Here is a 13,393-nt window from a genome sequence, read left to right on the forward strand (position 1 = left end):
CTTTCTCTCCTCTATTCCTCGTGATTCGTCCAAGCCGGCTTATCCGCACCGGACTTGTTTTGCTGCTGCTCGCGGTACTCCGACGGCAGCATTCCCGTGTATTTGCTGAATACCCGGGTGAAGTATCGGCGCTCCGCGTAGCCGACCATCAATCCGACCTGCGTAACGCTCTTATCGCTGAGAGCCAGCAAAGATCGGGCCATCTCCATCCTTTGTTTCGTTACGTATTCGACGAACGTCTCCCCGAAATGCTGCTTGAACAGCAAGCTGAAATAGCTGCCGCTAATGCCCAAGTATTCGGCCAACACGTCGATGCTGAGCTCTGCGGACAGATTTCGTTCGATGTAATCCTTCGCGGACAGCATCAGCACGTCGCTCGTCTTTTTCTTCATGACGCTCTCCAGCGATTGATCGACGAGCTGGTTGACGACCTGCAGCGTCTCGCGAATGCCTTGATGCCGATCGATCTGCCTCCAGATTTCCGTCTCCTCGTGCCGGCCGATCACCTCCATCTCCCGCATCTCTCGCAGCAGATGAATGCATAGATAATGGACGATCGGCGCGACTCGCTCGAACGAATTTTCCGGCAGCGATTTGAAACTCTCGTTCAGCTCGCGCAGCGCGGTTTCGGTGCGACGTCGGTCGCAGCGCTTCAGCCCGGTAACCATTTCTTCGATCGTGTCCCAGAGCTGCTGCGAAGTTTCGGAGCTGCCGCGAGCTCTCTCCGACACGATAACGCCTTCGTGAGCCGTCGACGACAGGTACAACGATCTTTGCAAGCTTTTATATGTCTTGGACAGCTGCTTCAGCGTCACCTCCGCCGGATGAAGCGCGACGCGAATGCTCAGCTTGAGATAGCTCTGTACGGCTTGCCGCAGCGTCTCCGCCCACGACAAGCATTGTACGCGCTCGTACAGATCGGGCGCGGAGCGTTCGATCAGCACGCACCATTCCCCGCTTCTGACTTGAATGACGGTATGTACGACGCCGAACGCGGTCAGGTTTTCCTGCAAAATATTGTTGATGGCAAAATTCCACAGCTTGCGTTCCTTGTCATCCCAAATTTTCTCTCGTTTCGAATAGTCTTCGACGTCTACGAGCATCATCGCGAACGCCAGATTTTCGCCTTCCAGCTCTCCAAGCCTAAGTATCGGCCCGCTGGCCGACCCGCCCAGATCGGTAATCTGATCGTACAGCACCTTCTCGTAGGCGAGATGGAACACCTGCTTCCATTCCTGCTGCATCGAGCGCTGCTCCATGCTCTTCTCCCGGACGGCGTCCGCCAGCTTGCGAATCGTCTCGACCAGTTCCTCGTAATCGATCGGCTTCAAAATGTAGTCTTTCACTTCGTAACGAATAACCGATCTTACATAGCTGAAATCCTGATATCCCGTCATCATAATGACTTCCGCGGACGTATCGAACTGTCGCAGCTCGCCCAGAAACTCGATGCCGTCCATGACCGGCATCCGAATGTCGCACATAATGAGCTGCGGACGATGCTCCCGAGCCAGCTCCAGCGCCTGCTCTCCGTTACGAGCCGTCCCGATCAGCTCAATGTCCAGCTCTTCCCAAGGAATAACGGCCTGGAGATTTTTCAAAATGTTGACCTCGTCATCTATCAACAAAGCTTTAAGCCTCATCGCCGCCCCTCCCTCTCTAGAGGTATTAGACATTTGATCGTCGTGCCGCATCCCGGAGCGCTGCACAGCATTACGCCATAGCCGTTCCCGTAATGAATGCGCAGCCGGTCCGCGACGTTGCCGACGCCAAGACCCCGCCGTTCCCCCATCTCCGGTGATTCCGCGTACATTTCCTGCAGCGTCGTAATCCCGCTGGTCGCAAACCGCGCCAACTGCTCCTCCGCTATGCCGATTCCATTATCCTCGACATAGAAGGCGATATTGCGTCCTTCAATTGCCGCGCGGACTTCGATTCTCCCCATATAATCGATGCCTTCGAACCCGTGCTGAATGCTGTTCTCAACGAGCGGCTGCAGCGTCAGCTTCAGAATCGTGCAGTCCATCAGCTCCTTGGGAACGTCAATCGCGTATTCGAACAGCTCCTCGAAGCGGTATTTCTGAATTTCCAGGTAGCTCATCAAATGCTGCAGCTCCTGCTCGATCGTAATTTCCTCTTTCTGCTGAATGCTGATGCGAAAAATATTTGCAAGCCGCTGCACCATTTTGCTGACTTTGCGCCCTTCGTTCTGCACGGCCAAAATATTGATCGATTCCAATGCGTTAAACAGAAAATGAGGCTTGATCTGTGCCTGCAGCAGCATCATCTCGGCCTTGCGCTTGCGCGATTGCTCCTCCGTGACGTCGTCGAGCAGCTCGGACACTCTCTTGACAAGGCTGTTGAAGCCCCGGGACAGCGCCGTCGTCTCGTCGTTGCCGACGACCGGAACCCGTGTGGATAAATCCCCGCGCTCCACCTGCCGCATCGCTCGGACAACCCGCACGATCAACGTCACCATTCTCCGGACGAAAATCAGGTTAAAAACTAGCGCAAGCACAAGCGAGAACGACGTAATGACGACTGTCCAGCGCAGCACGGCCGCCATGTCGCCGGACAGATACTGCCAGGAAGTAACCATGACCAGCTTCCAATCGCCGATGCCGAGCCGCTGAAGCTGCAAATCCTGAACCGATACGAGACTTTTGTGCTCGTCGAACGGAAGCGTCTTGCTCTGCGCCACGGAGCTGTGCATATCGAGGGTCTCGGTATCCACGTAGTCGGAAATCCGGCGCCCTTCAGGGCTTTTCTCGCTGTCGTACACAATGTTGCCGTTGCCCGCTACAATCAGGAAGCGACGATCAATCTTCCCTTGACTATTATAAAAGGTAAAAATCTTGCTTAGCTCGTTCAACTGGAATCGCGTGACGAGCACGCCTTTGTTCTTCATTGTCTCCACGTCGAGCAGCACGCGAATTTGCGTAAACAGATTGTAGTCTCCGGTCAAGTTCTTATCCTCGTTAGGGCCGATCCATACGGGAGCGCCGTTCTTGCGCAAAACCTCCTGATAGATGGGATGAGCCTCCAATTCCTCTCGCGGAATCGGTGTGTCCTTGGCCGAAAAGTTGACGTTGACCTGTTTGTTGTCATTGCGGTACAACGTAAGCGAGTGGATGCCCGGATACGTCAGCAGCACGCGCTTGCGCAGCCTTTCCTTCTCCAGCAGTTGAGAATAGAAATCCGTCCCCTTGGACGATTCCCCCCCGGCAGGATCGACGTTAGCGCCGCCGTCATCGATCGATTGCTCAACGACCTCCACGCTGTCCTCCATCGTTACCCAGAAATCCGAAAAGTAATTGGCTTCCTTGATCATGTTGTTAATGTTGCGGCCGATCGCTTTGAGCGTAAGCTCGGTCTGCTCCGCATACTTCTTCTCCGTCACCTTCTGCGATACAAGATACGAGACGCTTCCCAACACGAACAACGGAATGATAATAAAAGCGAAGAAGGCGGTGAAAATTCGTTTGCTTAAACTCATCTTTCGATGTCCGTCCTCTCATGTAGGTTGATCTCATTATAGCAGGAGGAGAAGCCGCTGGGCTCGCACGCTCGAAAGTTTGTACTCCCTCTTATTATAGAAAACCGCGCGAATATCGATAAGTTGCCATTCTCATAATGGAGGGATAAAAATGAACAGTAACCCAGATAAAAAGCCTCGCCAGGCAAAAAACGCCTCCGGCGCCCTAATACGTCGAAGCAGCTTGGCTAAGACGTAAAATAACGCTTGACAGCGCTTCCCCGACAATGGTAGTATCTTCTTCCTTTCGCTTTTATTCCATACAGGAGGACATACTGTGATTACCGTTAACGGAATCAGCAAGAGCTTTAAGGTGGCCCGAAGGTCTTCGGGCTTCGGAAACGCGTTTAAGGCGCTGTTTCGAAGAGAGTATACGGAGGTAGCCGCGCTGAACGATATTTCGTTCTCGATCGGCCAAGGAGAGATCGTCGGTTATATCGGTCCGAACGGGGCCGGCAAATCGACCACGATCAAAGTGATGAGCGGCATTCTCGTTCCAGACAGCGGCACGTGCAGCATCATGGGGTTTACCCCTTGGCTCGACCGGGTCAAGTACGTGCGCAACATCGGCGTCGTATTCGGACAGCGCTCCCAGCTCTGGTGGGACGTGCCGGTCATCGATTCGTTCGAGTTGCTGCGCGACATCTACGACGTGACGGAGCAAGAATACAGAAGCAATCTCGACCTGCTAACCGAGACGCTCGATCTTGGCGAGCTGCTGCAAACGCCGGTGAGACAGCTCAGCCTCGGGCAGCGCATGCGCTGCGAAATCGCCGCCTCTCTGCTGCATGGACCCGGCATTCTGTTTTTGGACGAGCCGACGATCGGACTTGACGCCGTATCCAAAATCGCGGTCAGACGGTTCATCTCTACGATCAACAAGGAGAAAGGCGTTACCGTCATTCTAACCACGCACGACATGAGCGACATCGAGGCGCTGGCGCAGCGGATATTGCTGATCGGCAAAGGGAAGCTGTTGTACGACGGCGATTTGGCCGCCATGCGCGCCAAGTACGCGTCGGCCGAAGGCGGAGAGACGGGCGGCGGCTCCGCGATCGAAGAAGCGCTCGTCAACATGTACAAGGAGTACGAAATTTCATGAGGGCTTTCTATTCCGTATTCCGCCTGAAGCTCGCAACGGGCTTCCAGTACCGATCCGCCGCCCTCGCCGGCATCGCGACGCAATTTTTCTGGGGCTTCATCATCATAATGGTGTACCAAGCTTTCTACAGTCAGCCGCTGGCCGATCCTCCGATCTCGCTGACGCAGGTCGTCACCTACATCTGGCTGCAGCAAGCTTTCTTGGCCTTTATTGCGCTCTGGTTCCGCGACAATGAGCTGTTCCAATTGATTACGACGGGCAATATCGCCTACGAGCTCTGTCGGCCGAGCGGATTATATGGCTTGTGGTATGCCAAGCTGCTCGCGCAGAGGCTCTCCAACGCCGCCCTTCGCTGCTTCCCGATACTCACCGTCGCCCTTCTGCTGCCTTCGCCCTATCGACTGACGTTGCCTCACGACACAACTACCGCCCTATTGTTTTTAATCGTTCTCGTTCTCGGCCTGCTCATTCTGGTCGCCGTTTCCATGCTCATTTACATTTCTACGTTCATTACGATGTCCCCGGCCGGTTCGCTACTTATGTTCGGTGTCGCCGGAGAATTTCTCGCCGGCATGATCGTTCCCGTCCCGCTGATGCCGTCCTGGCTGCAGACGATCGTCTATGCGCTTCCGTTCCGGCTCGCGGCCGATTTTCCGTTTCGCGTCTATTCCGGGCACATTCCGCCGGCCGAGGCGCTCGCCACGATTCCGGTGCAGCTGCTATGGCTGACCGCGCTCCTGATGATCGGCAAATTCGCGATGGGCAAAGCGCTAAGACGAGTCGTCGTCCAAGGAGGCTAATCCGACATGAGATTGTTCGGCAAATATTTGCTTATTTTATTCAAATCCCAAATGCAGTACCGAACATCGTTCTGGCTGCTGTCGTTCGGTCAATTTTTTATCCCGTTCTCCGTATTCGCGGGGCTGTACTTTTTGTTCGAGCGATTCGGGCAAATTCAGGGCTGGACGTTTTTCGAGGTCGCGCTTGTATTCGGCGTCATTCACATGGCGTTCGCTATCGCCGAGTGCCTGGCGCGGGGCTTTGACATGTTTTCCGCGCTGATCGTAAACGGCGACTTCGATCGGCTGCTCGTTCGTCCCCGCAGCACCGTGCTTCAGGTGCTCGGCTCCAAATTCGAATTCACCCGCTTCGGCAGATTGCTGCAAAGCCTGGTCGTGCTCGTCTGGGCGATCAGCCGGGTGGAGACGGACTGGACGCTGATGAAGGCCGTTACGCTGCTCTTCATGATCGTCAGCGGCGTTATGATATTCACCGGCATCTTCATCCTTATCGCTACGATGTGCTTCTGGACGGTGCAGGGGCTGGAGGTGGGCAACATTTTTACGGACGGCGGCCGCGAGATGGCGCAATACCCGCTTAACATTTATCACAAATGGGTGTCCCGCTTCTTCACTTACGTTATTCCGTTCGGACTCGTCAACTACGTGCCGCTTCAATATATTCTAGGTCGGACGGAGGGCAGCGGAATTCCGTATATGCTCGCTCCGCTGGCCGGCTGTCTGTTCATTGTCCCCTGCTTAATGCTGTGGAGCTTTGGCGTCCGCCGATACCGCTCCACGGGCTCGTGATCGCAAGCTCTCGGCCGCAGACTGGAGCAATGCGGTCTTAGTCGGGAGTCCGCGTCAACAATCGGCCGTACGGCGGCTTGCTCATTCCGCAGTCGCCGGTTCGAGCAGTCCCATCTGCACGCAAATGTTGACGGAGAGCCGCTTTGTCTCCTTGCGGAAGCGGATGTCCATGCTATCCCCAAGCGTCAGAACAATCTCTCCGTCTCCGAAGACGGCATGCCGGACTTTAGCGCCGACAACGAGACGCGACGAATCGAGGATCGCATTCGGGTTCTCAGGGACGAACCGTTGAAGACCGGCCTCCGCGGCCCTCCCGGCGGGTTCACCCCGCTGCAAACGACGAACGTCTTCAACGAAGCGGGAAGGCTTTACCGGCTCCCCTTCCTTCCTGGCGTACGAGATGAGTTCCAGGCGGCGTTTCGCCCTCGTCATGCCGACATAGAACAGCCTGGCCGCCTCCTCCATATCCTCTGCGTCGCCCGCCTCCCATTTGCGAACGTCGTCTGCGGAGGGCAGCACGCCTTCGATCAGATCGACGACATACACGCGCGCAAATTCCAGACCCTTGGAGCTATGCAGCGTCGACAGAGTAACCGTCCCGGCCTCTTTTCCGCCCTTTGACTGCTTCATTCGCCCTTCGAGAAATTTCAGTCTAGCCGCGAACTGCTCCATCGTCTCCAGCGGCTCGGCAATCTCCTCCAAGGCGTGCAAAATGCCAAACAGCGTCTCCTTACGGTAGCCCATCCGTTCGCACGATTTATCGATCGCTTTGTCGTAGCCGAGGTTGTCGCGAATGATGCGAATCGCCGTCAGCGGCTCCGCTCCCTGCATGCTGCGAAATGCCGCCTTGCACGCCGTCAGAGCTTTCCCCTGATACTCCCGCAGCGGAATATGCTTCACCAGGCGATCGAATACCGAATCGTCCGGGTCCGCTTTAAGCTCTAACAGCTGTTCCATTTGCTTTTTCGAAATGTATCCGCCGAACTTCAAATGGATTCTTTGCAAAATATCCGTGCGGCGATCGTTAAACGTCAACCGCATAAAGTTCAGCACGTCCTCTACGACCCAGTGGGAAAAGAAGCGTGCATCCCCATCCCTCATATAGAAAGGAATACCCGCACGGTCGAGAGCATTCATGAGCAGGATGGAAGAACTATTGTTTCGGTACAAAATCGCAGTGTCGCCCAGCTCTCCGTCGTCGATAATTTTCTCCGTCACATATTTTGCTTGATAACGGTAGTCGGGAAGCACGGTAACTGCGATATCTTCCTTGCTCGAATTTTCCGTAAACATATTTTTATCGTATCGATTGCGATTGCGCTTAATAAAGCTGTTGGCGACATCTACGATGTTCGAGGTTGAACGGTAGTTTTGCTCTAACAATAAAACGGACGCATGAGAATGCTTCGTCTTAAAGTCCAACAAATAGGCAGGCTCGGCGCCTCGCCATCCGTAGATGCTCTGGTCGTCATCGGCGACGGCCCACAGATTGCCGTGCTTCCGCACGAGCTTCTCTACAATTTCGTGTTGAACAAGCGAAGTATCCTGGCTTTCGTCCGTCATCACATAATCGAAACGGCTCTGATATTTCGCAAGCAGCGAGGCGTCGGCGCTCAGCGCCGCGTCAGCCTCGGTCAGCATATCGTCGAAATCGATCAGCAGTCTGTCTTCGGCCGTCCGCTTGTAGCGCTCGTACTCTTCGTAGATCTTCTCCGCTCCGGGAACGTCGCATTTGATCTGCGAGAGCCGATCCGACGGGACCAGCTTATTTTTAACGAAACCGATGTATCTCGTCAGCTCTTCCATCCGATCGTCCGGCGGATAATCGCCGTTCGCGCGTCGGTACAGTTCGCGAATAATTTTCGGCTTGTTCGGCCGCCCGTCGTCCTCTTCCCCGCTTCGTCCCTCAATAATCCGATAAGCAATGCCGCGACTGCGAAAATGATTCCGAACAATTTCGAAGGCCAGACTGTGTATGGTCGAAAAGTCGGGAGCGTTCGCGGACAGCGACGGGAACAATCTGGCAAAGCGCGCCCTCATGTCCTCCGCAGACGCTTTGCTGAACGTCACCGCTTTGATCCGCTCTGCCGGGACCCGCTTTTCTTCCATTAAATAAGCGATCCGCATCAGCATCGTCGTCGTTTTGCCCGAGCCCGGCGAAGCAAGAAGCAGCAAGGGTCCCTCGGAATGGGACGCAGCCTGCCGCTGCTGCTCGTTCAAAGCGACGTTTGCCTTAACGGCCATTCGTTCAAAGAAACTCATCGGTACTCTCCCGGTTCCGCATTTTGTCACAAACGATCTTAAAAGCATCTTCGGCTGTTAGCGTCATGCTGTCGGGGAGATTCCGCAGCTTCATTTCAACCTCTCCTGAAGCCGCTTGTTTACCGACAACGAGGCGAACCGGAACGCCGATAAGATCGGAATCTTTGAACTTCACGCCGGCGCGTTCGTCGCGGTCGTCAATCAGGGCGTCGATTCCGGCGGCCAGGAAACGCTCATACAGGTTTTCCGCCAATGTTCTCTGGACCTCGTCTTTGATCGAGATCGGAACGATGTGGACGCAGAACGGCGCAATGGCCGACGGCCAGACGATGCCCGCCTCATCGTGATGCTGCTCGACCGCAGCCGCCATCATGCGGGATACCCCGATGCCGTAGCAGCCCATCATCAGAGGCCGTTTGCGGCCCTCCTTGTCCAGATACGCCGCGCCCAGAGGCTCGCTGTATTTTGTTCCAAGCTTAAACACATGGCCGAGTTCTATCCCTTTACGGAAGAGGTAAGCTCCTTCTTCGCATCTCGCGCAGCGCTCCTCCTCCCCGACATTGCGAAAGTCTCCCGTTGCTTCCACCGAGAAGTCTCTACCCGGCTTAACGCCGCGAACATGATAGTCTCTTTCGTTCGCCCCCGCGATCCACTCCTCCCCTGCCGCGATGGTCCGGTCGACGAGCAGCGATACGTTCAGGCCGACAGGACCTGCGAAGCCGACCGGCGCGCCCGTGGCGCGTATGACGGCGGCCTCGTCGGCAAGGGTCAGCTGCGCAGCCTGCAAATGCGCTTGCAGCTTCGTCTCGTTCACTTCATGGTCCCCGCGGAGCAGTATGGCGACGATTGTTCCGTCCGCATCGTAGAGCATCGTTTTGAGCAAAGCGGAAGCCGGAACTTGGAGAAAAGCCGCCAATTCGTCGATTGTCCGTACGTTTGGGGTATGGATTTTCTCCAGCTCCGGCGCAAGTCCGTTCCCCCTCGTCACGTCCGTCAGCGTTCCGGCCTCCGCCTTCTCCAAATTCGCGGCATAGCCGCAATGCGAGCAGGAGACGATCGTATCTTCTCCAATGTCCGCGAGCGCCATAAACTCGTGTGTGCCGCCCTCTCCGCCGATCGTACCCGGGTCCGCCTCCACCGGCCGCACGTTTAGACCGACTCGCTGGAATATCCGGCCGTAAGCGTCGTACATTGTACGATAGCTTTGTTCCAACCCCTCCGAATCGGCGTCGAAGGAGTAGGCGTCCTTCATCAGAAACTCCCTACCTCGCATCAGGCCGAAGCGCGGACGTCTCTCGTCGCGAAACTTCGTCTGAATCTGATAGACGATCGCGGGCAGCTTGCGGTAGGAATAAATCTCTTCGCGCGCAAGCGCCGTTACGACTTCCTCGTGGGTCGGCCCGAGCGCGAATTCTCTGTCGTGACGATCGTTTAACCGCATCAGTTCGGGTCCGTAGGCGGCATAACGGCCCGATTCCTGCCACAGTTTCGCCGGCTGCATCGCCGGCATCAGCAGCTCCTGCGCCCCGGCGCGGTCCATCTCTTCCCGCACGATGCTTTCCAGCTTGCGCAGCACTCGGCGACCTAACGGCAAATACGCATATACCCCAGCCGCCAACTGCCTGATAAACCCGGCGCGCAGCAGCAGCCGATGACTGGTCGTATCGGCTTCCGTCGGCGCTTCTCGGTACGTTTGGGCGAACAATCGACTTTGTCTCATTGTTTTGTGCAGCCTCCTTGCTTTCGATATCAAAATAAAAAACACACTCGTCAAGGGACGAATGTGTTCGTTCGCGGTACCACCCTAATTCGAATGCCTCTTCCGCTCGCGCGTATCGGCACTCCTCAACCGGTTAACGGGATTTTCCCGGCAGCGGATACTTCGGGTTCACCGCTGCGGCTGACAAGGCGGGGAGTGTTCGTGCCGTCGGGAAGCTTCGCAGCCAGGCGCTTCCTCTCTGTACGACGGGGGCCGAATCTCATATCCTTGGTCTACGCCATTAATCGTATATAGGATCAAAAATAGCTTTTCGCTAATTTACACTATTTGTTCGAGACTTGTCAATTCCATTGCTGCATTGCTTCCTTGAGCTTCTGAATTTTCTGGCGGGACAGGCCCGTCAGCTCGTGGATCGTTGGCGTCTCGAAGCCTTTCTGCAGCATTTTCACGGCAATTTCTTGCTTGCCCTCCGCTTTGCCCTTGATTATACCCGCCTTAATCCCTTCTTCGCGGCCTTCCTTGAGTCCTTTCTTCATGCCTTTAATTTCCCAGGAAGTCATCAATTCCATAGGCTCTTGGCGGAGAAAGGCGAGCAGAGGCTCAAACGAGTCGAGGCTCGAATGAAGAAAAACGGGAATTCCCATTTCCCTCGCTAGCTTCTCGACCGACGGAAGCGGCTTGCGGAGCGCGACCGCGATGACGTTGGACAGCTGCAGCAAATCCGCGTCCTCTTCCTCTCGGATCAGCGCGATTTTCGGATAAGGCGCGGATTTAAAGCCTTCGACGATCAGATCGTCGAGCCGCTGCAGCGTCATCTGCGAGACAAGCTCCTCGATAGACGTCGTCTGTTCCACCACCCAGGCCGTACGCTCGGCAGAGACGATTGCCGTTGTCGACGAACCGGCCTGCCGGTGCTTCCACGTATCCGTGCCCGGCGGCTCCGGCTCGAACTGATGGGCGTCGTGCTTAAGCGTTCCGACTTTGCGGCCTTCGGCGGCGAAGGCGCGAATAAGCTCGCATGCCAGAGTCGTTTTGCCCGAATTTTTATATCCGACAATTTGAATGATGCGCATCTCAGTCCGTCTCCTTACCGCTCTATCCTGATGTCCCGCTACTGTCCTATTTTCCACACCTTCACCGGATGCCCCCGCCTCAACCCTTCCTTGATCGGGGGAATTTCGATCAGGCAATCCGCTCCGACGATCGTCGTCATCAGACTCGATTTGTCGTCACCTGTCGGCGTAGCCCACACTTGTCCGTCGCCGCTAACGGACGTAAAGGCGCGAATATAGCGACGATACGCGTTCACCTTCGGAAAGTCTTCGCCCAGCCTGGCCGTAAACTGAGGGTGAGTCGGCCGCTGCACGCCGAGCATTCGACGCAGCGCCGGTACGACAAACAGGTGGAAGCCGACGAAGCACGCTCCCGGATTGCCGGATAGCGCGAGTATCAGCTTGTCCCCGAGCAGCGCTGCAGATGTTGGACTGCCCGGCCTCATCGCGATTTTGTTGAACAGCAGCTTCACGTCCGGCTGGGCGAGAATGTCGACCATGACGTCATAATCTCCCACCGATACCCCGCCCGACGTTAGCAGCAAGTCGCAATCTGCCAATGCCTGACGCACAAGCTTGCCGGCCGCTTCCGGATCGTCGGGAACCTTGCCGAGCAAGGTCGGCTCGGCTCCGAACTCCCTGATAAGCGCGGCCAGCATCGGCGCATTGCTGTTGCGGATTTTCGCGGGGGCGAGCGGTTCGTCCACCTCCAGCAGTTCGCTGCCGGTAGAGAGAATCGCCACCCGGGGACGTCGCGCTACGGCAACGCGAGCGCAGCCGCAAGCGGCAAGAACGGCGCTCTCTCCCGCTTCGACCCGCCGCCCTGCCGGCAACAGCCGCTCGCCTTCGCAAATCTCGCTCCCAATTTCGGAAATGTTAGCGCCCGGCGGCACCGCCTTCCCGATCCGCACGAACGAGAGGCCGTCCCTCTCGTCAGTCTCGGTCATCTCCAGCATCACGACGGCGTCGGCCCCTTTCGGCACCATCCCTCCAGTCATAATCCGGGACGCCTGTCCGGGACCGAGCGAGCGCTTCGGCTCCGTGCCTCCGGGTAAATGTTCCAGCACGACCAGCTCTGCCGGACGGCCGGGCGCGGCTTCAGCCAGATCCGCCGTTAGCACCGCATAACCATCCATCCCCGACCGGCGAAACGGCGGAAACGGATGCGGCGCGATCAGCGGCTCGGCCAAGGATCTGCCCCACGCCTCATATAGTGTTACGTTCTCCGCGTCTAGAGAGCGGATATGGTTTAATATCGTCTGCTGCGCCTCTTCCGGCTGCACTGCTTTGCGGCGAAATCGCTCGACGTTGTCTGCTTGCTGCATCATGGACTTAGCTCCTTTGCTGCGCGCGCTCAGCCCAGCGGGCGTTCTCCTCGGCGAACTGTTCCGGCGTATCGATATCGTCCGCCAAGGCCAGCGATAGCCCGTTGGCTTGCAATTCGTCCTGCCCGATTGCGCAAGGCTCCAACCGGTCCAGCCAATCCTGCAGACGTCTCCTTCCCGCCTGCAGCAGCTCCTCCGCGATCGCCCCCGTTTCCTTGCGATAGACTGCGTGCAGCGGCTGCAGCCGTTCGTCGATCAGCGGAACGGCCGCCAGCGCCTGCGCAGAACCGTTCCTCAACCGACCAAGCAAATATTCGGCCGCATCCGCGTCAGGATACGGCTGATCGCAGCCAAGCAGCCATACATACGGCGATGCGGCGGCTTGGAAGCCTGCATGGACGCCGGCCAGCGGACCTTCCCCCGGATAAAAGTCGGCTGCGATTCGAATGTGCGGGGCCATCTTCAGCAATTGTTCGGCAAAGCCGGAATCATTGGCGACAACAACGATCTCTTCGCACAGCTTCGATGTTTCGCGCAGTTGGCGTTCGATGATCGTCTCCTGCCCAAGCGTCAACAACGCCTTATTTTGCCCGCCCATTCGTCTGCCTTGCCCGCCCGCCAGTATAACTGTCGTCATTGCCGTCTTCACTACTCCGCACCTCTTCCGCCCGCGCAACCCGGAGGTTAACTCCCTCCATTGTAGACCGCTATCGATTGCCGAGGCAAGCCGCTCAGACGCTCTGCGTTCAACGATTCTGTGACTCTTCCTTCTCCCGCTCCTTCCCCATTCTCCCCTCGGTTTGCCAGT

Annotated in this window: 10 protein-coding genes; 3 read left to right on the forward strand and 7 right to left on the reverse strand. The window is 56.6% G+C overall.

Annotated features, from left to right (window positions below):
• Positions 1-11: 11 nt before the first annotated feature.
• Positions 12-1,643 carry a response regulator gene (locus J4772_RS18565; RefSeq protein ID WP_181917598.1) on the reverse strand — a complete coding sequence of 544 codons (1,632 nt, stop codon included), beginning with the start codon at positions 1,641-1,643 and terminating at the stop codon, positions 12-14.
• On the reverse strand, positions 1,640-3,496 hold the full coding sequence (locus tag J4772_RS18570) for a cache domain-containing sensor histidine kinase (RefSeq protein WP_209076585.1): 1,857 nt from the start codon (positions 3,494-3,496) through the stop codon (positions 1,640-1,642). The genes J4772_RS18565 and J4772_RS18570 overlap by 4 nt, the downstream gene beginning before the upstream one ends.
• A gap of 316 nt (positions 3,497-3,812) precedes the next feature.
• Here J4772_RS18570 and J4772_RS18575 point away from each other — a divergent pair, with 316 nt between their 5' ends.
• The 3 genes from J4772_RS18575 to J4772_RS18585 are packed head-to-tail and all read left to right on the forward strand — an operon-like array spanning position 3,813 to position 6,226.
• Positions 3,813-4,637 (forward strand): ABC transporter ATP-binding protein, encoded by an 825-nt coding sequence (locus tag J4772_RS18575; protein ID WP_116060484.1) that lies wholly within the window; start codon positions 3,813-3,815, stop codon positions 4,635-4,637.
• Positions 4,634-5,437, forward strand: coding sequence for an ABC transporter permease (locus tag J4772_RS18580; protein ID WP_116060483.1), 804 nt, complete (start codon positions 4,634-4,636; stop codon positions 5,435-5,437). Before J4772_RS18575 ends, J4772_RS18580 begins: the two co-directional genes overlap by 4 nt.
• Positions 5,438-5,443: 6 nt before the next feature.
• Positions 5,444-6,226 (forward strand): ABC transporter permease, encoded by a 783-nt coding sequence (locus J4772_RS18585; RefSeq protein ID WP_116060482.1) that lies wholly within the window; start codon positions 5,444-5,446, stop codon positions 6,224-6,226.
• A gap of 81 nt (positions 6,227-6,307) precedes the next feature.
• On the opposite strand, the gene J4772_RS18590 is transcribed toward J4772_RS18585, so the two are convergent.
• The 5 genes from J4772_RS18590 to J4772_RS18610 form a co-directional block, all read right to left on the reverse strand.
• Positions 6,308-8,488 (reverse strand): ATP-dependent helicase, encoded by a 2,181-nt coding sequence (locus J4772_RS18590; RefSeq protein WP_209076586.1) that lies wholly within the window; start codon positions 8,486-8,488, stop codon positions 6,308-6,310.
• Complete coding sequence (locus J4772_RS18595; RefSeq protein ID WP_209076588.1) at positions 8,475-10,208, reverse strand: proline--tRNA ligase; 1,734 nt, start codon at positions 10,206-10,208, stop codon at positions 8,475-8,477. Before J4772_RS18595 ends, J4772_RS18590 begins: the two co-directional genes overlap by 14 nt.
• 341 nt (positions 10,209-10,549) lie before the next feature.
• Positions 10,550-11,281, reverse strand: coding sequence for a molybdopterin-guanine dinucleotide biosynthesis protein B (gene mobB, locus J4772_RS18600; protein WP_209076590.1), 732 nt, complete (start codon positions 11,279-11,281; stop codon positions 10,550-10,552).
• A 38-nt stretch (positions 11,282-11,319) separates the two neighbouring features.
• On the reverse strand, positions 11,320-12,588 hold the full coding sequence (glp, locus tag J4772_RS18605) for a molybdopterin molybdotransferase MoeA (RefSeq protein WP_209076592.1): 1,269 nt from the start codon (positions 12,586-12,588) through the stop codon (positions 11,320-11,322).
• Between the two features lie 4 nt (positions 12,589-12,592).
• On the reverse strand, positions 12,593-13,234 hold the full coding sequence (locus J4772_RS18610) for a molybdenum cofactor guanylyltransferase (protein ID WP_209076595.1): 642 nt from the start codon (positions 13,232-13,234) through the stop codon (positions 12,593-12,595).
• Positions 13,235-13,393: the final 159 nt, after the last annotated feature.

Origin of the sequence: Cohnella sp. LGH, assembly GCF_017671885.1 — a bacterium.
Classification (GTDB): Bacteria; Bacillota; Bacilli; order Paenibacillales; family Paenibacillaceae; genus Cohnella; species Cohnella phaseoli.